This is a genomic window from Aestuariivita sp., assembly GCF_049276915.1.
GTDB lineage: Bacteria > Pseudomonadota > Alphaproteobacteria > Rhodobacterales > Rhodobacteraceae > Aestuariivita.
In genome coordinates this window covers 1-19,178 of sequence record NZ_JBASXK010000050.1, presented here as the reverse complement: position 1 = coordinate 19,178, position 19,178 = coordinate 1, and the positions used below count along the sequence as shown (strand labels likewise).

18 protein-coding genes are annotated in these 19,178 nt (G+C 60.7%); 15 read left to right on the top strand and 3 right to left on the bottom strand.

Annotated elements, in window-relative coordinates:
• The first annotated feature begins 21 nt into the window (after nt 1-21).
• The 6 genes from soxC to hemA all read left to right on the top strand — a co-directional run bounded on the left by soxC (nt 22) and on the right by hemA (nt 6,056).
• Nucleotides 22-1,290, top strand: a complete 1,269-nt coding sequence (gene soxC / locus WAO69_RS05155) for a sulfite dehydrogenase (protein ID WP_422176983.1) — start codon at nt 22-24, stop codon at nt 1,288-1,290.
• Complete coding sequence (locus WAO69_RS05150; protein ID WP_422176982.1) at nt 1,274-2,308, top strand: c-type cytochrome; 1,035 nt, start codon at nt 1,274-1,276, stop codon at nt 2,306-2,308. Before soxC ends, WAO69_RS05150 begins: the two co-directional genes overlap by 17 nt.
• Nucleotides 2,308-3,012 carry a c-type cytochrome gene (locus WAO69_RS05145; protein ID WP_422176981.1) on the top strand — a complete coding sequence of 235 codons (705 nt, stop codon included), beginning with the start codon at nt 2,308-2,310 and terminating at the stop codon, nt 3,010-3,012. The genes WAO69_RS05150 and WAO69_RS05145 overlap by 1 nt, the downstream gene beginning before the upstream one ends.
• Nucleotides 3,013-3,041: 29 nt before the next feature.
• Nucleotides 3,042-4,310, top strand: coding sequence for an FCSD flavin-binding domain-containing protein (locus tag WAO69_RS05140; RefSeq protein WP_422176980.1), 1,269 nt, complete (start codon nt 3,042-3,044; stop codon nt 4,308-4,310).
• 84 nt (nt 4,311-4,394) lie between these two features.
• Nucleotides 4,395-4,829: a DUF302 domain-containing protein gene (locus WAO69_RS05135; RefSeq protein WP_422176979.1), complete on the top strand. Its 435-nt coding sequence runs from the start codon at nt 4,395-4,397 to the stop codon at nt 4,827-4,829.
• Between the two features lie 3 nt (nt 4,830-4,832).
• Complete coding sequence (hemA, locus tag WAO69_RS05130; RefSeq protein ID WP_422176978.1) at nt 4,833-6,056, top strand: 5-aminolevulinate synthase; 1,224 nt, start codon at nt 4,833-4,835, stop codon at nt 6,054-6,056.
• Nucleotides 6,057-6,065: 9 nt separating this feature from the next.
• Here hemA and WAO69_RS05125 read toward each other — a convergent pair whose 3' ends face one another.
• Complete coding sequence (locus WAO69_RS05125; RefSeq protein ID WP_422176977.1) at nt 6,066-7,106, bottom strand: YeeE/YedE family protein; 1,041 nt, start codon at nt 7,104-7,106, stop codon at nt 6,066-6,068.
• Between the two features lie 348 nt (nt 7,107-7,454).
• Between WAO69_RS05125 and WAO69_RS05120 the strand changes: the two genes are divergently transcribed.
• Nucleotides 7,455-8,519 carry a YeeE/YedE family protein gene (locus WAO69_RS05120; protein WP_422176976.1) on the top strand — a complete coding sequence of 355 codons (1,065 nt, stop codon included), beginning with the start codon at nt 7,455-7,457 and terminating at the stop codon, nt 8,517-8,519.
• Between the two features lie 17 nt (nt 8,520-8,536).
• On the opposite strand, the gene WAO69_RS05115 is transcribed toward WAO69_RS05120, so the two are convergent.
• Nucleotides 8,537-9,478: an MBL fold metallo-hydrolase gene (locus WAO69_RS05115; RefSeq protein WP_422176975.1), complete on the bottom strand. Its 942-nt coding sequence runs from the start codon at nt 9,476-9,478 to the stop codon at nt 8,537-8,539.
• Nucleotides 9,475-10,392: an MBL fold metallo-hydrolase gene (locus tag WAO69_RS05110; RefSeq protein ID WP_422176974.1), complete on the bottom strand. Its 918-nt coding sequence runs from the start codon at nt 10,390-10,392 to the stop codon at nt 9,475-9,477. The genes WAO69_RS05115 and WAO69_RS05110 overlap by 4 nt, the downstream gene beginning before the upstream one ends.
• A 166-nt stretch (nt 10,393-10,558) precedes the next feature.
• Between WAO69_RS05110 and WAO69_RS05105 the strand changes: the two genes are divergently transcribed.
• The 8 genes from WAO69_RS05105 to WAO69_RS05070 all read left to right on the top strand — a co-directional run.
• On the top strand, nt 10,559-11,023 hold the full coding sequence (locus WAO69_RS05105) for an RrF2 family transcriptional regulator (protein ID WP_422176973.1): 465 nt from the start codon (nt 10,559-10,561) through the stop codon (nt 11,021-11,023).
• On the top strand, nt 11,020-11,691 hold the full coding sequence (locus WAO69_RS05100) for a Crp/Fnr family transcriptional regulator (protein WP_422176972.1): 672 nt from the start codon (nt 11,020-11,022) through the stop codon (nt 11,689-11,691). Before WAO69_RS05105 ends, WAO69_RS05100 begins: the two co-directional genes overlap by 4 nt.
• 89 nt (nt 11,692-11,780) lie before the next feature.
• Entirely contained in the window at nt 11,781-11,993 is a 213-nt protein-coding gene (locus WAO69_RS05095) for a YgaP family membrane protein (protein ID WP_422176971.1), read from the top strand.
• Nucleotides 11,994-12,073: 80 nt separating this feature from the next.
• Complete coding sequence (locus WAO69_RS05090; RefSeq protein WP_422176970.1) at nt 12,074-12,955, top strand: MBL fold metallo-hydrolase; 882 nt, start codon at nt 12,074-12,076, stop codon at nt 12,953-12,955.
• 15 nt (nt 12,956-12,970) lie between these two features.
• Nucleotides 12,971-14,644: a TIGR01244 family sulfur transferase gene (locus tag WAO69_RS05085; RefSeq protein WP_422176969.1), complete on the top strand. Its 1,674-nt coding sequence runs from the start codon at nt 12,971-12,973 to the stop codon at nt 14,642-14,644.
• A 54-nt stretch (nt 14,645-14,698) separates the two neighbouring features.
• Entirely contained in the window at nt 14,699-16,471 is a 1,773-nt protein-coding gene (locus WAO69_RS05080; RefSeq protein ID WP_422176968.1) for a SulP family inorganic anion transporter, read from the top strand.
• A gap of 146 nt (nt 16,472-16,617) precedes the next feature.
• Nucleotides 16,618-17,730 (top strand): hypothetical protein, encoded by a 1,113-nt coding sequence (locus WAO69_RS05075; protein WP_422176967.1) that lies wholly within the window; start codon nt 16,618-16,620, stop codon nt 17,728-17,730.
• On the top strand, nt 17,715-19,178 hold a 1,464-nt coding region (locus tag WAO69_RS05070; protein ID WP_422176966.1), incomplete at its 3' end, for a glycosyltransferase. The genes WAO69_RS05075 and WAO69_RS05070, both read left to right, overlap by 16 nt.

Genomic DNA, 19,178 nt, shown 5'->3' with positions numbered 1-19,178 from the left:
TGATGTGGAATGGAGAAAAACATGACTGACAAGACGTCGCGCAGGGCGTTTTTGGCCTCGGGCCTTGCGGCTGGTGCCGCTGCCACGATGGCCGGAACCGCAAAGGCCGCCACGCCTGATCCTCTGATTACCGAAGTCCAGCCCTGGGCCAGCGGTCTGGGCGATGGCGTTGATGCAACGCCTTATGGCCTGCCAATAAAGTTCGAAGGTGACGTGGTGCGCCGCAACGTGGAATGGCTGACGGCAGATACCATCAGCTCGATCAACTTCACTCCGATCCATGCGCTGGACGGGACGATCACGCCGCAGGGCTGCGCGTTCGAGCGTCACCATTCCGGCGCGATCGAACTGAGCAAGCAGGATTACCGCCTGATGATCAACGGGATGGTCGACCGCCCCCTGATCTTTTCCTATGCGGACCTGGAACGGTTCCCGCGCGAAAACCATGTCTATTTCTGCGAATGTGCGGCCAATACCGGGATGGAATGGGCCGGTGCCCAGCTGAACGGCGCGCAGTTCACCCACGGCATGATTCACAACATGGAATACACCGGTGTGCCCCTGCGTACGATCCTTGAGGAAGCGGGTCTGGATGCCGCCGGGGATCTGGCGGACAAATGGGTCTATGTCGAAGGCGCGGATGCCTCATCCAACGGGCGCTCGATCCCGATGGAAAAGGCGCTGGATGATGTGCTTGTGGCCTTCAAAGCCAATGGCGAGGCGTTGCGCAAGGAACATGGCTATCCTGTTCGCCTTGTCGTGCCCGGCTGGGAAGGCAACATGTGGATCAAGTGGCTGCGTCGCATCGAAGTCATGGACGGCCCCGTCGAAAGCCGCGAGGAAACCTCGAAATACACCGATGTTCTGGCAGACGGCATTGCGCGCAAATGGACATGGGAGATGGATGCCAAATCCGTCGTTACCTCGCCCAGCCCGCAGGCACCGATCACCCATGGCAGCGGTCCGTTGGTCATCACCGGTCTGGCATGGTCCGGCCGGGGTGCGATCACGCGCGTGGATGTGTCCAAGGACGGTGGCAAGACATGGGAAACCGCCCGTCTGGCCAAACCCGGTGAGAAAATGGCCCTCACGCGGTTCTATCTCGACACCACATGGGACGGGCAGGAGATGTTCCTGCAATCGCGCGCCATGGACGAGACCGGCTATGTCCAGCCCACCAAGACGCAGCTGCGCGAGGTGCGCGGCCTGAACTCGATCTATCACAACAACTGCATCCAGACATGGTGGGTGCGCCCGAACGGGGAGGCAGAGAATGTTGAAGTTTCTTAAGGTAACAACGGCCTTTGTTCTGTTGGGCACGCCCGTCTTTGCCGAAGGCTACGGTCTTGGCCGCGTCGCTCTGCCCGAAGAAATCGCAGCCTGGGATCTGGATGTCAGCCCCGATGGTACAGGTCTGCCGCCCGGATCAGGCGATGTGCTGACCGGCGAGGAGGTCTTTGCCGCGCAATGCGCGTCCTGTCACGGCGACTTTGCCGAGGGGGTCGACAACTGGCCCAAGCTTGCCGGCGGGGCCGGGACATTGGCGCATGAAGATCCCCTCAAGACGGTGGGCAGCTATTGGCCCTATCTGTCGACCACATGGGATTACGTGAACCGCTCGATGCCCTTTGGCAATGCGCAGTCGCTGACCCCGGACGAGGTCTATGGGATCGTGGCCTATATCCTTTATTCCAACGATCTTGTGGACGAGGAATTCGTGTTGTCCAACGAGAACTTTGCCGATTTCGAAATGCCCAATGCGGACGGTTTCATCATCGATGACCGGCTGGAAGCGGAAGCCGCCTTCTGGGGCAGCGAGCCCTGCATGGAGAACTGCAAGGGTGAGGTGAAAGTCACCATGCGCGCCCTGGTTCTGGACGTCACGCCGCAAGAGGAAAGCGCGGCAGAGCCCGCCGAAACCGAAGTGGTTGAGGTTGCAGCGGCGCAAAGCGAAGCCGCTCCGGCCGCAGAGGTCGCCGCCATCGACCCGGCCTTGATCAAGGCGGGTGAGACTGTGTTCAAGAAGTGCAAGTCCTGCCACCAGATCGGTGAAGGTGCCAAGAACCGCTCGGGTCCGCTCCTGACGGGTATCGTCGGCAAGGCCGCAGGTCAGGTCGACGGGTTCAAGTACTCCAAGCCCCTCATGGCGATGGCCGATGACGGGCTGGTCTGGGACGAGGCGAACCTTCAGGCGTTTCTGGCCAACCCCAGAAGCTTCATGAAGGGCACCAAAATGAGCTTTCCCGGCATCAAGTCAGACGATGATCTTGTCGCGATCACCGCCTATCTGGCAAGCTTTGCCGAGTGATGAAGCCCCGTGTGTTTCTCCCGGCTGCTCTGGCCGCGATATTCGCGGCTGGAGTGGTTTTTTCCGAAGAGATCGGCGATGCGCAAGCAGGTGCCGCGATTTTTTCCCAGTGCTCAAGCTGCCATGAAGTGGGGGAGGGTGCGCGTGACCGCGTTGGTCCCCATCTGAATGGCATTTTCGGGCGCAACGCGGCAGCCCATGAGGGGTATCGCTATTCCGCATCCATGCAGCGTGCGGGCACGGATGGTCTGGTCTGGACCCTTGAGACCCTCGACGCCTATATCGAGAACCCGCGCGCACTTGTCTCGAAAACCCGGATGAGCTTTCGCGGCGTGAAAGACGCCAATGACCGGGCCAATCTCATGGCCTATCTGCGCACATATTCGGACAATCCCTCGGACGTGCCCGAGGCCGAACCCACCGCCCTTGCAACGGACCATGACCTTGATCCCGCGATCCTCGCCATCCAGGGCGACCCGGAATATGGCGAGTACCTCGCCAGTGAATGCCTGACCTGTCACCAAAGGGACGGCAGCGGTGAGGGCATCCCGTCGATTACCTTGTGGCCTGTGGATGATTTCGTGATCGCCATGCATGCCTACAAGAACAAACTCCGGCCCCATCCCGTGATGCAGATGATGGCCGGACGTCTGAATGATGAAGAGATCGCGGCGCTGGCCGCATATTTCAAGGACCTCGAGTAACGAGGCCATTTTTCTGGGAGGAAAAAACCATGAAACTGAACAGACGCCTATTCCTGGGCACCGGCGCTGCCGCCGCTGCCAGTCTCAGCGCCCCGGCTTTGATGGCCGCGGGACATGGCAAACCACGGGTGGTCGTGATTGGTGGCGGCGCAGGCGGCGCAACGGCTGCGCGCTATATCGCCAAGGACAGCAAGGGCGAGATCGACGTGACCCTGGTGGAACCGTCACGCACCTATTTCACCTGCTTTTTCTCGAACCTTTATCTGGGTGGCTTCAAAGAGATCGACGATCTGGGCCACACCTATGGAACGCTGGCGGCCAAATACGGTATCAATGTCGTGCATGACTGGGCCGTGGATGTCGATCGCGACGCCAAGACCGTCAGCCTCGCCGGTGGAGCCACGCTGCCCTATGACAAGCTGATCCTGAGCCCGGGTATAGATTTCGTCGATGGTGCGGTCGAAGGCTGGGATCTGAGCGCGCAGAACGCCATGCCGCATGCCTATAAGGGCGGCTCACAGACCGAATTGCTGAAGGCCCAGATCGCGGCCATGCCGCAAGGCGGCACCTTCGCCATGGTGGCACCGCCCAACCCGTATCGCTGCCCGCCCGGACCCTATGAACGGATCTCGATGGTGGCCCATGCGCTCAAGGCCAGCAACCCGACCGCCAAGATCCTCGTGGCCGATCCCAAGGAGAAGTTCTCGAAAATGGGTCTGTTCCAGGAAGGCTGGGCCAAGCATTACGAGGGCATGATCGATTGGATTGGCGCCGACTTTGGTGGCGGCAATGTATCGGTTGACCCCGATGCGATGACCATCACCATCGATGGCGAAGTCACCCAGGTTGATGTCTGCAACGTCATCCCTGCGATGAAGGCGGGCCGCATTGCAGAAATGGCAGGCGTGACCGACGGCAACTGGGCACCGGTGAATGCAGTGGACATGAGCACAAAGGCCGATCCCGATGTCTATGTTCTGGGCGACTCGTCGCAACAGGGCGACATGCCGAAATCGGGCTTTTCCGCCAACAGCCAGGCCAAGGTCTGCGCGAATGCGGTCCGCGGTGCCCTGACCGGGTCCAAGGTGTTCCCGGCCAAGTTCTCGAACACCTGCTGGTCGCTGATCGATACCAATGACGGTGTGAAGGTCGGTGCGACCTATGAGGCGACCGAGGAAAAAATCGCCAAGGTCGACGGGTTCATCTCGGAAACCGGAGAAAGCGCCGAGCTGCGCAAAGCCACCTATGAGGAATCTGAAGGTTGGTACTCCGGTATCGTGGCTGACATGTTCAGCTGATCCTTCGCCCGGGCCTGACTTGCATCAAGGCCCGGGCGATCAGTCTCTGCTTGGATATCCCCGTATTCAAAGGGAGAACACCAAATGAAACGCTTCATTCTTGCCATCATCACAGCCTGTGCGGCTGCTCCGGGCTTTGCCGCAGACCCGCAGGCCATCACCTATCCGTTCAAAGGCAGCTTTGACGACGCGACCTTTGCCGTCGAAAGCGCGATCGTGGGCCGGGGTCTGGTCATCGACCATGTCAGCCATACCGGCGACATGCTCAACCGAACCGGCGCAGACGTCGGCAGCACAAAGGCGCTTTTCGATGGTGCCGACATTTTCCTGTTCTGCTCGGCGCAGCTGTCGCGGCAGGTCATGGAAATCAATCCGATGAACATCGCGCATTGTCCCTACGGCATTTTCGTCGCGGATCAGGACGGTGCCGTGATGATCGGCTATCGAACCTATCCCGAGGGCGAGATGCAGCAGGTCCAGGCGCTTCTGGATGAGATCGTGCAAGAGGCAATGGAATAACACATGAATTACAGCGACTACTTTGCCTCGAGCCTTTCGGCCCTCAGGGAGGAAGGCAACTACCGGGTCTTTGCCGAACTTGAACGCCAATGCGGGAACTTTCCCAATGCGGCAGCCCATCAGGGCGGCAAGGCCCGGCCCGTCACGATCTGGTGCTCGAATGACTATCTGGGCATGGGCCAGCATCCGACGGTTCTGGGGGCGATGCACGAGGCGCTGGATCGCTGCGGGGCAGGGGCCGGAGGCACGCGCAACATCTCGGGTACGACCCGCGATCATGTGTTGCTTGAGGCCGAACTGGCCGATCTGCATGGCAAGGAGGCGGCCTTGCTGTTTACTTCGGGCTATGTGTCGAACTGGGCTGCACTGGGGACTTTGGCGGCCCGTATTCCGGATTGTGTGGTTCTGTCGGACGCGGCCAACCATGCCTCGATGATCGAAGGGATCCGCCATTCCAAGGCTGAACGGCTGATCTGGAAGCACAATGATCTGGCCGATCTTGAGGATAAACTGGCCGCCTTGCCGCTGGAACGCCCCAAGCTGATTGCGTTTGAAAGCGTCTATTCCATGGATGGCGATATCGCCCCGATTGCCGAGATCTGCGATCTGGCCGAGCGGTATAACGCCATGACCTATCTGGACGAGGTCCATGCGGTCGGCCTTTACGGTCCCCGCGGGGGTGGCATCGCCGAGCGCGAGGGCCTGATGGATCGCCTGACGGTGATCGAAGGCACCTTGGGCAAGGCCTTTGGCGTGATGGGCGGCTATATCGCCGCTTCTGCCGATCTGTGCGACTTTGTGCGCAGTTTCGCCAGTGGCTTTATCTTTACCACCGCCTTGCCTCCGGCTGTCGCGGCCGGGGCTGCGGCCTCGATCCGGCATTTGAAAGCGTCACGAACCGAACGGGCCGCCCACCAGGCCCGCGTGGCAGAATTGCGCGCCCGCCTCGATGCGGCAGGCATCCCGCACGAGCGCAACTCCAGCCACATCATTCCGGTGATGGTGGGCGATCCGGTCAAATGCAAATATATCTCTGACCTGCTGCTGGCGGATTTTGGCATCTATATCCAGCCGATCAATTACCCCACCGTGCCCAAGGGAACCGAACGGTTGCGGATCACGCCATCGCCCGTTCACACAGATGCCGACATGGACCATCTGGTCGGCGCATTGAGCCAGTTGTGGTCGCAATGCCAGTTGTCGCGCAGGCCGATGGCCGCGCAATAGGGGCGATCTTCAGGCGGGCAAACCTTCTGGTGCGGTGGCGATGCGGCTGGCAACCGCGCCGCCCATCGCAATGCTGAACAAGGCCAGCAGGGCGGCAACGCTCAGCGTGGCTCCGCCGCTCAGGCCCGCACCCACGGTGCAGCCACCCGCCAATACCCCGCCAAAGCCCATCAGCGCAGCACCGGCGGCATAGCGCCCGAACTGGGCCGATGTCTCGAAGTTGACCAGCGCCAGCTCGCCGCGCAAAGCCGCACTTGCAAAGCTGCCCAGCAACACGCCGCCGATCAACCCGGTGCCAAAGCCCACAGGCACCGCGGTCGAGGCAATGACCCAGAACAACGTGTCTGACCACGGCAGGGTGAACGCTGCGGATTGGACGGGCAGTGGATCGAATTCATCAAACAGAAGCACACTTGTCCCGATCCAGCCCAGAACTGGCACAAGGCCGATCACGACACCCAATGCAACGGTGTGCCACTTCGGGCGGTGTCGGTTGATCAGGTAAAGGGCGGCAAGCACCGCCGCGCCCACAAACAGGGCCGCAAGCAGTGGGACCTCGGCAAGGCTCGCAAGGGGCAGCTCGATTGTCGCGCTGCCAAGGCTGGTGCGCACGGGGGACAGAACGCCTTTGAGCATCGCATGGGCCACGATAGCAAACACCACCAGCACGCTCAAAGCGCGCAAGTTCCCCGTGGCACCCAGTACTGTCAGACGCGACACACAGCCCCGCGTCAGAACCATCCCCGCGCCAAAGGCCAGACCTCCGATCACAATCGCGGCCCAGGGCAAATCTGCGGACAGATAACGGTGTCCTGCAATGTCGATGAAGCCTGCCGTCGTGGCGACCTGAAAGGCCAACAGCGCCGTGGCAAACGCCGTCAGCCAAACGGCACCCGCCTGACCTCTGTCGGCACTGTCAAACGACACTGAACTGCGAAAGCAAAAGCGCGAAATCTGTGCTGCAATGCCAAAGATCAGGCCAAGACCCAATCCGAACAGAACCTGCAACATGCGCGGCTCCAGCGCTCCATCGTAGTTTTCCAGCAGCATTGTGGCATCCCCTTCAGCAAGAGAGCAGGGATTACTTGCCTGAAACCGATCGTGTCAAACCGTCAAACCGGAACAATATTCTCATCAATGCCTTTCCTTGAGGGAATCGTTCGAAAATCCGCCCGTTGCGTCGTGTCGTGTGCCTTCGCGAGGGCGGGACGGTTGATGCCGTTCTTATAATCCTATTCAAACTCGATCTGCTCAAAGCTGCGGACTGGATGTATCTCAGTGTGTCCAAAGGGACCGGGCGGGTGCGGATCACGCCATCGCCCGCGCAAAAGCTTGACCGAAATCAAGGCTATCAACCCGGACAGTCGTTAATCCGGTGACAAACGGAAAGGTCCGCTGATGTTGGAACGCCTTATTGAACAGTTTGGGGATGACGCGGTGCTGATGATGTCAGGCGCGGTGGTTGGGGTCATCTTCGGTATGGCTGCGCAACATTCCCGCTTTTGTCTGCGGGCCGCAACCATCGAGGTCTCGGACGGGCTTTTGGGTCCGCGCCTGTCGATCTGGCTGATTGCCTTTTGCTCGGCGGTGCTTGGCGTGCAGGGTGCCATCTGGGTCGGGCTGCTGGATGTGTCGCAGGCGCGACAGCTTGCGACAGCCGGCAGTATCTCGGGAGCCGTGATTGGCGGTCTGATGTTCGGGGCAGGCATGATCCTGGCGCGGGGCTGTGCAAGCCGATTGCTGGTCTTGTCCGCGACCGGGAACTTGCGGGCGATCCTGACCGGGCTGGTGTTGACCCTGGTGGCCCAGGCCTCGTTGCGCGGGGTGTTGGCCCCCATGCGCGAGCAGCTTGCCGCGCTGTGGCTGATCGACGGGGGCGATGCGCGCAACCTGCTCTCTCTTTTGGGCCTGTCATCGGGGGCGGCAACCCTTGCGGCGGCTTTGGCCTTGGGCGCTGCCCTCGTCTTTGCCATCCGTTCGCAAACCGGGCTGACGCGTATGCTGGGCGCGGTTGTCGTGGGTGCGGCGGTGGCGCTTGGCTGGGTGCTGACCTATGCCATTGCCCAGACATCCTTCGAGGTGGTCGCCATCTCATCGGTCACGTTCACGGGCCCCTCGACAGACACGCTCATGGGTCTGGTCAATACCACGGCTCTGCCCCTGGGGTTCGGCGTGGGTCTGGTGCCCGGAGTCTTTGCCGGTGCCGCGCTGATGGCGCTGGCTTCCAACGAGGCCCGGATAGAACGGTTCGGCCCTGACACGCCGATGGAACGCTATCTGATCGGCGCCGTTCTCATGGGATTCGGCAGCATGCTGGCGGGTGGCTGCGCGGTTGGTGCGGGCATGTCCGGAGGATCGGTCTTTGCCCTCACCGCATGGCTGGCCGTGTTTTCCATGTGGATCGGAGCGATGGCGACGCACCGGCTTGTGCAGGCGCGTCCCTCGCTCACACCTGCGCAATAAGACTGGCACCTGGCGCGTTACTCGAATTCCATTTGCTCAAAGACGCGGCCGGCATTCTTGGTGGCCAGTTCCTCGAATGTATCAAGATTTGCATAGGGGGACTGGTCCACGTAATAGGCCTCGGCCAGCCCGCCGCCGCTCTCCAGATGCGCGGCGATCTTGGCACGCAGATAGACAAGATAGTCTTTCGTGTAGCGGCGCACCTGATCCATGTTGGTCGGATGGCCATGGCCGGGAATGACATAGGTCGCGTTGATCGGCTCGAACTGGGTGTCCCAGGTCTCGATCCAGTCGGCTGTGAGCGTATCCTCGAAGATCGGCAGCATCCGCTCGTGAAAGGCCATATCACCTGAAATGATCAGGCTTTGGTTTGGCAACCAGATGACGATGTCGCCGGGCGAATGCGCCGGTCCAAGATAGCGGGCTTCGATCCGGAACGCGCCCAGTTCGACGATATAGTCATCCTCGAACGTTTCGGTCGGGACCTGCAGAACGGTCCCTTCGGCCTGATCGCGGTTGTATCGCAGCATCCCCTCGAGGATCGAGCTGCCATGCTGTTCAACCTCGGCCGCGGCATCGACATGGGCAATCACGGGCACGCCTTGCTCGGTCCAGTAATTGTTGCCCAGCACCGCATGACCCTGTCCGTTTTCATTGAACACCATCCTGACCGGCTGATCGGTGACGGCCTTGATCTCGTCATGCAGCGCCTTGGCAAGCCCATAGGCGGCACCGCCATTGATCACCACCACGCCCTCACCGGTCACGATGAAGCTGAGGTTGTTGTTGTGCCCGGCGTTTTCATAGGTCGGAGGGGCGGTGGCCCCGATGGCGGAAAACACGCCCGGGATCACCTCATAGGGTTTGTCGTAAAGCAGCGAGTTGGGATACTTGTCAGCGATATCCTCGCTGGCATGGGCCGCTGTCGCGATGAGAAGGGGAAGGATCCAGCGCATCATGCGTCCTCCGGTACAAATTTATAGGCATCGCCGTCCCGTTCGACCCGGCCAAGCCCGCCATGCGGCAAATGAAATCCCATCAGCGGGATCTGGTCAGCCGCCAGTTTATCCAGAAGGCGCATGCGGGTTTGGGCCCCGAGATCGGTGTCCTGATCCGACCCGCTGGCCCAATCGGGGCGCGCGAAAGCCACATGGCTGTTTCCGATGGCATCGCCGCCTACCATGACGGCGTTTGATCCATCGCGGATTTCAAAGGACATATGTCCGGGTGTGTGACCATGGGTGGCATGGGCCATCACACCGGGCAGGATTTCCTGCCCATCGCCAAACATCATCATTTGATCCTGAACCGCTTCCAGCCGGCGAGCGGCGCCGACGGCAAAGGAGGCGCGCTCTTCTCCGATTGTGTCGACGGTTTCGGGATCGGTCCAATACTCCCATTCGGCCTGACCGATCATCAATTGGGCATCGGGGAACACGGGGTCGTCAAAGTCATCCAGGATTCCCCACAGGTGATCGGGATGCGCATGGGTAAAGACCACATGCGTGATCTCTTCGGGCGCAACGCCGAGGGCATCAAGGCTGTCCAGCATCGTTCCCGCGCTTGGCATGAAACCGCTGCCCGAGCCGGCATCGAACAAGACCATGCGATCCGGCTGGCGCAGCAGGGTCATGTTGCACGGCGGAGCAAGCTGATCCGATGTTATGCCGTTCGCGGCCAGAATGGCCTTCAGTTCCTCCTGGGGGACGCCGTCAAAGAACATCGAGGCCGGCAATACAAGATTGCCGTCACTGATGCTGATCACCTCGCTGGCGCCAAGGCTCATTTTCGTCTGCGCAAAGCTGCGCTGCGCAACCCCTGACATCGCGATACCGCCCAGCCCGGCAAGAACCTGTCTTCTGTCCAGTTTCATGTTAGCCCCCAACAAATTCACTTTGCCGAATATGACAGCATCCGAGGGCTGCATGCAAGGGCGTGTTGGGGCCTCGGGTCCGCAAAACCCCACGAACTGCGGTTGTTCTGCCAGCATTTACAAAACAACTAATGCCAGTATATCTTTTTGGCTGACGGGACAGGCGATGAAACTCACAAGCTACTCCAATTATGCGCTGCGCTCGTTGCAGCTTGCGGCTCTAAAGGTGCCTGACCTTGTGCGGATCGAAGATGTCGCGCGCATTCACAACCTCTCGCGGCCCCATATCATGAAAGTGGTGCATGAAATGGGCAAGGCGGGCTATCTCGAGACCGTGCGGGGCAGGGGCGGCGGCTTTCGCCTTGCGCGGCCACCCGAAGAGATCGTCGTGGGCGACGTGATCGCGATTACCGAAGGGCCCCTGGATGTGGTTGAATGCTTCAATCCGGAAAAGAACACATGTCCGCTGATCGGGGTCTGCGTATTGTCGCGCAAACTGCAGGAGGCGACGGCCGCCTTCATGGCCGTTCTGAATGAGTTGACCATCGCGGATATCGCCGCAAACAAGGGTCAGCTGCTGGAACGGATCGCGCCGCTGGACCTGCCAGGACTTGAGAAGGATAAGCAATGACCAACTCGGACGAATGGGTTGAACGGTTTCCGGGATTGTCGCGGCTGGAGCCTCAGACGAAGCAGCTTCTTTTGTCGCGCAGCACCATCATCTCGGTGCCCTCCGGTGTGACGATTTTCGGGCCGGGGAATTCGCCCGAAAACATGCTGTTCCTGTTGGATGGCACAGTGCGGGTTCAGCAGGTGTCCGAAACCGGGCATGAAATCGTGCTGTATCGCATTCACGCCGGCGAAAGCTGCGTTCTGACCACGGCCTGCCTGCTTGCCTTCGAAGACTATTCCGCCGAGGGGATCACCGAAACCGAGGTCCAGGCGGCCGCGATCCCGCGCGCGGTTTTCGATGATCTTGTGGCGCAATCCAAAACCTTCCGTAACTTTGTCTTTGCGGCCTTCTCCAAGCGGATCACCGATCTGTTCCTGATGATTGACGAGGTTGCATTCCAGCGCATGGATGTGCGCCTTGCAGACAGGCTCATGGCGCTGTCAAATGATCACGGAGTCGTCGAGACGACCCACCAGAAACTCTCTGTCGAGCTTGGCACCGCCCGCGAGGTGATTTCGCGTCAGTTGCAGGAATTCCAGCGGCGCGGCTGGATCGAGCAGGCGCGCGGAAGCGTGACCTTGCTGGACCGGATGCAGCTGGAGAAACTGGCCCAGCAGGCGGCCTGAAGCCGTTTTTTTCGGTTTGGTGACTATGTCACCGACGGGTGAAGTCAAAAGGGCTATAGTGAATATAGCTTTATAAGGAGACTTCAAAAATGACTGCAAATGTTGGTTCCATCGACCGTATTTTCCGCCTTGTTCTGGGTGTTGTGCTGCTTGCAGCCCCTTTTGTCAGCGGCATGGCCCTGTTCGAATCCGGCACGGCTACGGTTGTATCCATGATCGTCGGTGCCGTGATGGTTGGCACGTCGGCAATGCGGTTCTGTCCGCTCTACCGCGTCTTTGGCATCCGGACCTGCAAGATCTGATCGCCGAACTGCGTTTGTACCGTTTCGTGAAACGGGCAGGGCAGGCTCATGCCGCAGCCTGAGAAAAAGGAGGAAACCGAATGAGTTACCCAGTAGATATGTCCATCAAACCGGATGTCTCGGCCCATTTTGATGAGGCCACGAACACGATCACCTATATCGTCAAGGATCCCGGCAGCAATCATTGCGCCATCGTCGATAGCGTCATGGATATCGACTATGCGGCGGGACGGATCACCTATGATCATGCGGATGCGCTGATCGCAGAGATCAAAGAGCGCGGTCTGATCCTTGACTGGATCATCGAGACCCATGTCCATGCCGACCACCTGAGTGCCGCGCCCTATATCCAGCAGGAGCTGGGTGGCAAGATCGGCGTCGGTGACAAGATCCTCATCGTGCAGGACACTTTCGGCAAGGTCTTCAACGAGGGCACCGAGTTTCAGCGCGATGGCTCGCAGTTTGATGCGCTGTTCAAGGACGGCGACAGCTACATGATCGGCAATATGAAGGCCTTTACAATCTATACGCCCGGCCATACGCCGGCCTGTATGGTGCATGTCATCGGCGATGCCGCCTTTGTCGGGGATACGCTGTTCATGCCCGACGGCGGATCGGCGCGCGCGGACTTCCCGGGCGGCGATGCGGGCCAGCTTTACGACAGCATCCAGAAGGTTCTGACTTTGCCGGATGAGACCCGTTTGTTCATGTGCCACGACTATGGCCCCAATGGCCGCGCGATCCAGTGGGAAACCACCGTGGCTCAGGAAAAGGCCGAGAACATCCATGTCGGTGGCGGCAAGACCCGCGAAGAATTCATCAAGTTCCGCACGGAACGGGATGCGACGCTGGACATGCCCAAGCTGATCATTCCGTCCTTGCAGGTGAACATGCGGGCCGGCGAAGTCCCGACCGACAAAGACGGCAATCCGATGCTGAAAGTGCCGGTCAACGTACTCTGATCAGGGAGAAAGACTATGGAGATGAAGGCATTGACTGCGGGTCTGTCGGTCAGCGAACAGATCCTTGCGTCGGATATTCAGACGATAAAAGACGCAGGTTTTCGGGCCATCATCTGCAATCGCCCCGACGGAGAGGGCCCGGATCAGCCGAGCTTTGAGGAAATATCAAAAGCTGCGCGGACAGCCGGGCTCGAGGCCGCTTACCTGCCCATCGTTGCGGGCAAGGTGAGCGATGAAGACGCCATGGCCTTTGACAAGGCGCTGACCGAGCTTCCGGGACCGGTTCTGGCCTATTGCCGGACCGGAACCCGGTCTGCGACCCTCTGGTCCCTTGCTCAGGCAGGTCAGCGCAGCACCGCCGATATCCTCGCGGCCACCAAGGCTGCGGGTTATGATATGGGCGGCGTCGTGCGGCGCATCGTCAACGGAGGCAAGACACCGACCGACAGGGGCGACGCCAGCTTTGAAGTCGTCATCGTCGGCGCCGGTGCCGGCGGCATTTCAGCCGCTGCCAGTCTCAAGGCGCGCAAACCCGACCTTGAGATCGCCATCATTGATCCGGCCGATATCCACTATTACCAACCCGGCTGGACCATGGTGGGTGGCGGTATCTTCGAGGCACAGGACACAGCCCGCACCATGGGGTCTCTCATTCCCAAGGGTGTGCATTGGCTCAAGTCCGCTGTCGCCGCTTTCGAACCGGACAACAACGCGGTGATCCTGGATGGCTGCCGGGTGGTCAAATACAAACGCCTGATCGTCTGCCCGGGCCTGAAGCTGGACTGGAACAAGGTCGAGGGTCTGGTCGAGACGCTGGGCCAGAATGGCGTGACCTCGAACTACCGGTACGATCTGGCACCCTATACCTGGGAACTGGTGCAGCGCCTGTCCTCGGGGCGGGCGATCTTCACCCAGCCGCCCATGCCGATCAAATGCGCCGGTGCGCCGCAAAAAGCGCTCTATCTGTCGGGCGACGCATGGCACCGCCGCGGCGTGCTGAAAAACATCGACATCCAGTTCAACAACGCGGGCGGCGTTCTGTTCGGGGTCAAGGACTATGTTCCCGCGCTCATGGAATACGTCAGGAAATACGACGCCACGCTGAACTTCTTTCACAACCTCGTCGCTGTCGATGGCCCGGCCCGCAAAGCATGGTTCGACGTGGCAAAACCCGACACCCCGGTCAAACGCATCGAGGTCGAGTTCGACATGATGCATGTCTGCCCGCCCCAGACCGCTCCGGATTTCATTCGCGTCTCTCCGCTGGCCGATGCGGCGGGCTGGGTGGACGTCGAACAGACAACCCTGCGTCACAAGACATATGACAACATCTGGTCCCTGGGGGACGTGATGAATGCCCCCAACGCCAAAACGGCAGCGGCGGCACGCATTCAGGCACCCATCGTGGCCGAGAACCTGCTGGCGGATATGCGCGGTGGCGCTCCGGTTGCCCAGTACAACGGCTATGGATCCTGTCCTCTGACCGTAGAACACGGCAAGATCGTCCTGGCCGAGTTCGGCTATGGCGGCACCATGCTGCCCAGCTTCCCCAAGTTCATCATCGACGGCACGAAACCCTCGCGGGCGGCCTGGTTCCTGAAGGAAAAGATGCTGCCGCCGATCTATTGGCGCGGTATGCTGAAAGGCCATGAATGGATGGCCAAGCCCGAGAAAATCACCGCGGCCTGATCGCCCGCACATTCCGGTACCGGCGCAAAGCCGGTCACAAACACCGAGACCGCAATGACACTGAAACAGTACTTTCCGATCCTGTCCTGGGGGCGGGACTATAACCGGTCCGCCTTGTCGAACGATCTGGTGGCTGCGCTGATCGTCACGATCATGCTGATTCCGCAATCGCTGGCCTATGCCTTGCTTGCGGGTTTGCCACCCGAGGCGGGTCTCTATGCCTCGATCGCGCCGATCATGCTTTATGCGGTGTTCGGAACAAGCCGGGCTCTGGCCGTTGGCCCGGTTGCTGTTGTCTCGCTGATGACCGCCGCGGCCCTCAGCAATATTGTCGAACAGGGCACCATGGGTTACGCGGTCGCGGCCCTGTCTCTGGCCGCGCTGTCGGGCCTTATCCTTTTGGGTATGGGGCTGTTTCGGCTGGGGTTTGTCGCGAATTTCCTGTCCCACCCGGTGATTGCGGGGTTCATCACCGCCTCGGGCATCATCATTGCCGCCAGCCAGTTGAAGCATATCCTTGGCATAGACGCCGGTGGCCACAACCTGCTGGATCTGGTCATCTCGCTGGTCCGGCACCTGCCCGAGACCAACTGGATCACGGCCGTCATCGGCGGTCTTGCCACAGCCTTCCTGTTCTGGGTGCGCTCGGGCCTCAAGCCGCTGCTTCAGCGGATTGGCATCGGTGCGGGCCTCACGGGCGTTCTGGTCAAGACCGGGCCGGTTGCCGTTGTCATCGTGACGACGCTGGCGGTCTGGGGATTGGGTCTGGCGGACAAGGGCGTCAAGATCGTCGGCGACGTTCCCCAAAGCCTGCCACCTCTGACGCTGCCGTCATTCTCTCCCGACTTGCTGGGCCAGCTGTTGCTACCGGCATTCCTGATCTCGATCATCGGCTTTGTGGAATCCATTTCCGTCGCCCAGACTCTGGCGGCCAAGAAACGCCAGCGCATCGACCCCGATCAGGAGCTGATCGGGCTTGGTGCCGCCAATATCGGCGCCTCCCTCACCGGGGGTTTTCCGGTCACCGGTGGATTTTCGCGCTCGGTCGTGAACTTTGATGCGGGCGCACAAACCCCGGCAGCAGGGGCCTTCACAGCCGTAGGTCTGGCGATTGCCGCCCTTGCTCTTACACCGCTGATCTTCTTCCTGCCAAAGGCCACGCTTGCCGCCACCATCATTGTCGCGGTGCTGAGCCTTGTTGATTTTTCAATCCTCAAACGAAGCTGGGAATACTCAAAAGCCGACTTTGCCGCCGTCTTCACCACGATCCTTCTGACCCTGGGCCTGGGGGTTGAGGCCGGTGTGTCCGCAGGTGTCGGACTGTCCATCCTGCTGCACCTTTACAAATCATCCAAACCCCATATCGCAGAAGTCGGCCGGGTACCCGGCACCGAGCACTTCCGCAACATCCTGCGACATGATGTGATCACGGATCCCAGTGTTGTCACGCTGCGGCTCGACGAAAGCCTCTATTTTGCAAACGCCCGCTTTCTTGAGGACAAGATCCACAACCGGGTCGCGGCGGACAAGAATATCCGCCATGTCATCCTGCAATGCTCCGCCATCAACGAGATCGACCTCAGCGCGCTGGAGTCGCTGGAGATGATCAACGAACGGCTTCGCGAAATGGGCGTTCAGCTTCACCTGTCCGAGGTAAAGGGCCCGGTGATGGATCGCCTGAAAGAGCAGCATTTCCTCAAAGACCTCACCGGTCAGGTGTTTCTGTCTCAATATGAAGCCACGCAGAAGATCGCTCTCATGGCGCGGGCGCAGGACGACACAGGTGCCCAGGCAGATCCCAAGGACGAGGGTGTGACTCCTCCCTAGCTGCACATTCCACACTCATAATCATGGTTATGGTAAATATGTGAATTCCCCACCAGGGCTTTCCCGAAAAATCCCGGACACATTAGGTCCGTCTTAAGACACCCGCTGGCAATCTGCGCGCGATTTTTCCGGCGCGGGGCTGCGGTATGAACATCATTCTCTATATCGGGCATCACAAGGTCGGCTCGACCGCATTGCAGCTGTTCTTGTCGCGCAATGCCTGCGCGCTCCTGCGCGCCGGTGTACTGTACCCCTGTGTCGAGATGGAGGGGTTCTCGCTGCTGCTGGCCCGTGCAATGGGCAAAGGCGACGGTACCGACTGGATGTCGGTCAACCCGCGTGAGCCACACAGCGCGCTCGCCTACCAGATGATGGCCGAGGTGTCGCCGCGTCCGATCCCGCCGCAATTCACCCTGTTGCCGCGCGCGGTACAGATGCTGCACGCGATCCGTCAGCAGCTGCGCTATCTCGGACCGCATACGATGATCTTGTGCTCGGAAGCTTTTGCGAATTTTGCCGATGTCGACCCCGGCCTGATCACGCGGTTGCGCCGCGCCCTGCCCGAGGGGAAGGTGCAGATCTACTGCGCCTTGCGCCGCCCGGATGATTATCTGACCGCCTGGCATGGCCAGCGCATCAAGGTGGGGGAAGCGATCGCGCCGCTGCGCGAGACAGGGATCAGCCCCTATATCGGCACGATCCATACCGATTATGACAAGCTGATCACCCCGTGGATCGACCAGTTTCCGCAAGCGCGCCTGCATCTGCGCAGCTATGACGATATCTGCGCGGCCGGCGGATCCCCGCAGGATTTCCTTGCCCGGACCGGGATTGATCTGCCCCCCGGGCTGCTGCCTGCCGAAGCGGCCAATCCCAGCCTGCCGCGCGCCGCGATCGAAATCAAACGCCGCGCCAATCTGGTCTTGCCCCATGGTGAAACCGAACAGCTTGCCCACCATCTGCTGACCCACCCAAGCCCCGGTGCCCCCATCCCCACCCGTCAGATCGAGATGTTCGGCGCAGGCCACCGCGCTGAACTGGCCGCCTTGTTTGCCCCGATCCATGCCGCACTCGGCCAGCGTCTCGGCCAGCCCGCCTTCTTTGCCGATATAGATGACATCGCCCGCCCCCGCCCCGTGCCCGAAGAAGACGCGATGCGGGCCTACCTTGCCGGGATGGACCCGGCCGCGATGCCCAGCGACGCGCTGAAAACCTTCATCACCCATTTGCAGGAGGAGACCGCATGCGCACCGCTCTGACCGACAGCGCCGGGTTCTTCACGATCCAGCGCCTGATCTGGCCCGATCCCCGCCTGAACCAAGAGGGCGATCTCTATATGCGCAGGCCTGCGCACAAGACCGAACTGCCGACCGCCCCGCTTGTCCTGAAAGCCAAGGACGAGGCCTGGTTTGACACGTATTTCAACCTGTTCTCTCTGGGGAAATGGCGCCGTCACTGCGCCCTTGGCGATCTGCATCTCGCAGTTTGGGGTAGCGGCCGTGTCCGGCTTGTCATCGGCTGCGACACACCCGGCAAGCCGCGCCAGATCGTGCTGGAACGCGCACTGACCCTGCGTGCGGGCAGCCCGGCGCGGGTCGATCTGACACCCGCGCTTGAGGCGGGTCGGGGGCCGGGAACGCTCTGGTTCGCATTGGTCGCAACCAGGGGCACGACGCTGCAGGACGCCGCCTGGCAAACACGACAGGCACCCCAACGCATCCCCGATCTGACCATCGCGATCACCACATTCCAGCGCGAATCGGCGGTGCGCGCCTCGGTTGCACGATTTGAAACCTTTGCCGCCCAGTCCGAACTGGCCGATCACCTGCATATGATCGTCGTCGACAATGGCCAAAGCGCGCAGATCGCGGCCTCATCACATGTCACCGCATTGGCGAATGAAAACCTCGGAGGAGCGGGCGGCTTTGCCCGCGGCCTGATCGAGGCGCGCGCGCGAAGATCGTCGCACTGCCTGTTCATGGATGATGACGCCACCGTCCATATGGAAAGCATCGAGCGCACCTGGAGATTTCTGGCCTGGGCCAGTGATCCCAAAACCGCCGTCGCCGGGGCCATGTCGATTGCGGCGCATAAATGGGCGCTGTGGGAAAACGGGGCCCTGTTTGACAGCCACTGCATCCCGCTGCATCTGGGAACGGACCTGCGCGATGCCGGTCAGGTCGCGGCCCTCGACTTTGCCTCGACCGCCGAAATGCCGCCCAACCATTATGGCGGCTGGTGGTACTTTGCCTTTCCGGTAGCCCATGCCCATCACATGCCGTTTCCATTCTTCGTGCGCGGCGATGATATCAGCTTTGGGCTGGTGCATGACTTCAACACCGTCACCCTGCCCGGTGTGCTGTCATTTCAGGATCAGGACTTTGCCGATCGGGAGTCGCTGAACACGCTCTATCTGGATCTGCGCAACCATCTGGCGCATCATCTGGCGCTGCCCGACATGGATATCGGGCGCCGGCGCACCCTGCGCATCGCGTGGTGGTTCTTTGCCCGCTCGGCCGTGCAGCTGCACTATGAAACGCTGGCCGCGCTGAACCTGTCCTTTGCAGATGCGATGGCCGGGCCCGACTTCTTTGCCGCCCATGCGGACATGGCCACGCGGCGGGCCGATCTGGCCGGCCTGCGCCATGTCGAAGCCTGGCGCCCAATTCCGCAAGGGGCCAGCCCACCCCGCCCGCGCCGCTGGATC

What these genes read in the sequence shown, in the direction of transcription:
- WAO69_RS05150 (WP_422176982.1), top strand. Translation starts at nt 1,274, where the DNA reads ATGTTGAAGTTTCTTAAGGTAACAACGGCCTTTGTTCTGTTGGGCACG.
- soxC (WP_422176983.1), top strand. Translation starts at nt 22, where the DNA reads ATGACTGACAAGACGTCGCGCAGGGCGTTTTTGGCCTCGGGCCTTGCG.
- WAO69_RS05085 (WP_422176969.1), top strand. Translation starts at nt 12,971, where the DNA reads ATGGAGATGAAGGCATTGACTGCGGGTCTGTCGGTCAGCGAACAGATC.
- WAO69_RS05080 (WP_422176968.1), top strand. Translation starts at nt 14,699, where the DNA reads ATGACACTGAAACAGTACTTTCCGATCCTGTCCTGGGGGCGGGACTAT.
- WAO69_RS05125 (WP_422176977.1), bottom strand. Translation starts at nt 7,106, where the DNA reads ATGCTGCTGGAAAACTACGATGGAGCGCTGGAGCCGCGCATGTTGCAG.
- WAO69_RS05075 (WP_422176967.1), top strand. Translation starts at nt 16,618, where the DNA reads ATGAACATCATTCTCTATATCGGGCATCACAAGGTCGGCTCGACCGCA.
- WAO69_RS05145 (WP_422176981.1), top strand. Translation starts at nt 2,308, where the DNA reads ATGAAGCCCCGTGTGTTTCTCCCGGCTGCTCTGGCCGCGATATTCGCG.
- WAO69_RS05095 (WP_422176971.1), top strand. Translation starts at nt 11,781, where the DNA reads ATGACTGCAAATGTTGGTTCCATCGACCGTATTTTCCGCCTTGTTCTG.
- WAO69_RS05120 (WP_422176976.1), top strand. Translation starts at nt 7,455, where the DNA reads ATGTTGGAACGCCTTATTGAACAGTTTGGGGATGACGCGGTGCTGATG.
- WAO69_RS05110 (WP_422176974.1), bottom strand. Translation starts at nt 10,392, where the DNA reads ATGAAACTGGACAGAAGACAGGTTCTTGCCGGGCTGGGCGGTATCGCG.
- WAO69_RS05090 (WP_422176970.1), top strand. Translation starts at nt 12,074, where the DNA reads ATGAGTTACCCAGTAGATATGTCCATCAAACCGGATGTCTCGGCCCAT.
- hemA (WP_422176978.1), top strand. Translation starts at nt 4,833, where the DNA reads ATGAATTACAGCGACTACTTTGCCTCGAGCCTTTCGGCCCTCAGGGAG.
- WAO69_RS05105 (WP_422176973.1), top strand. Translation starts at nt 10,559, where the DNA reads ATGAAACTCACAAGCTACTCCAATTATGCGCTGCGCTCGTTGCAGCTT.
- WAO69_RS05140 (WP_422176980.1), top strand. Translation starts at nt 3,042, where the DNA reads ATGAAACTGAACAGACGCCTATTCCTGGGCACCGGCGCTGCCGCCGCT.
- WAO69_RS05115 (WP_422176975.1), bottom strand. Translation starts at nt 9,478, where the DNA reads ATGATGCGCTGGATCCTTCCCCTTCTCATCGCGACAGCGGCCCATGCC.
- WAO69_RS05135 (WP_422176979.1), top strand. Translation starts at nt 4,395, where the DNA reads ATGAAACGCTTCATTCTTGCCATCATCACAGCCTGTGCGGCTGCTCCG.
- WAO69_RS05100 (WP_422176972.1), top strand. Translation starts at nt 11,020, where the DNA reads ATGACCAACTCGGACGAATGGGTTGAACGGTTTCCGGGATTGTCGCGG.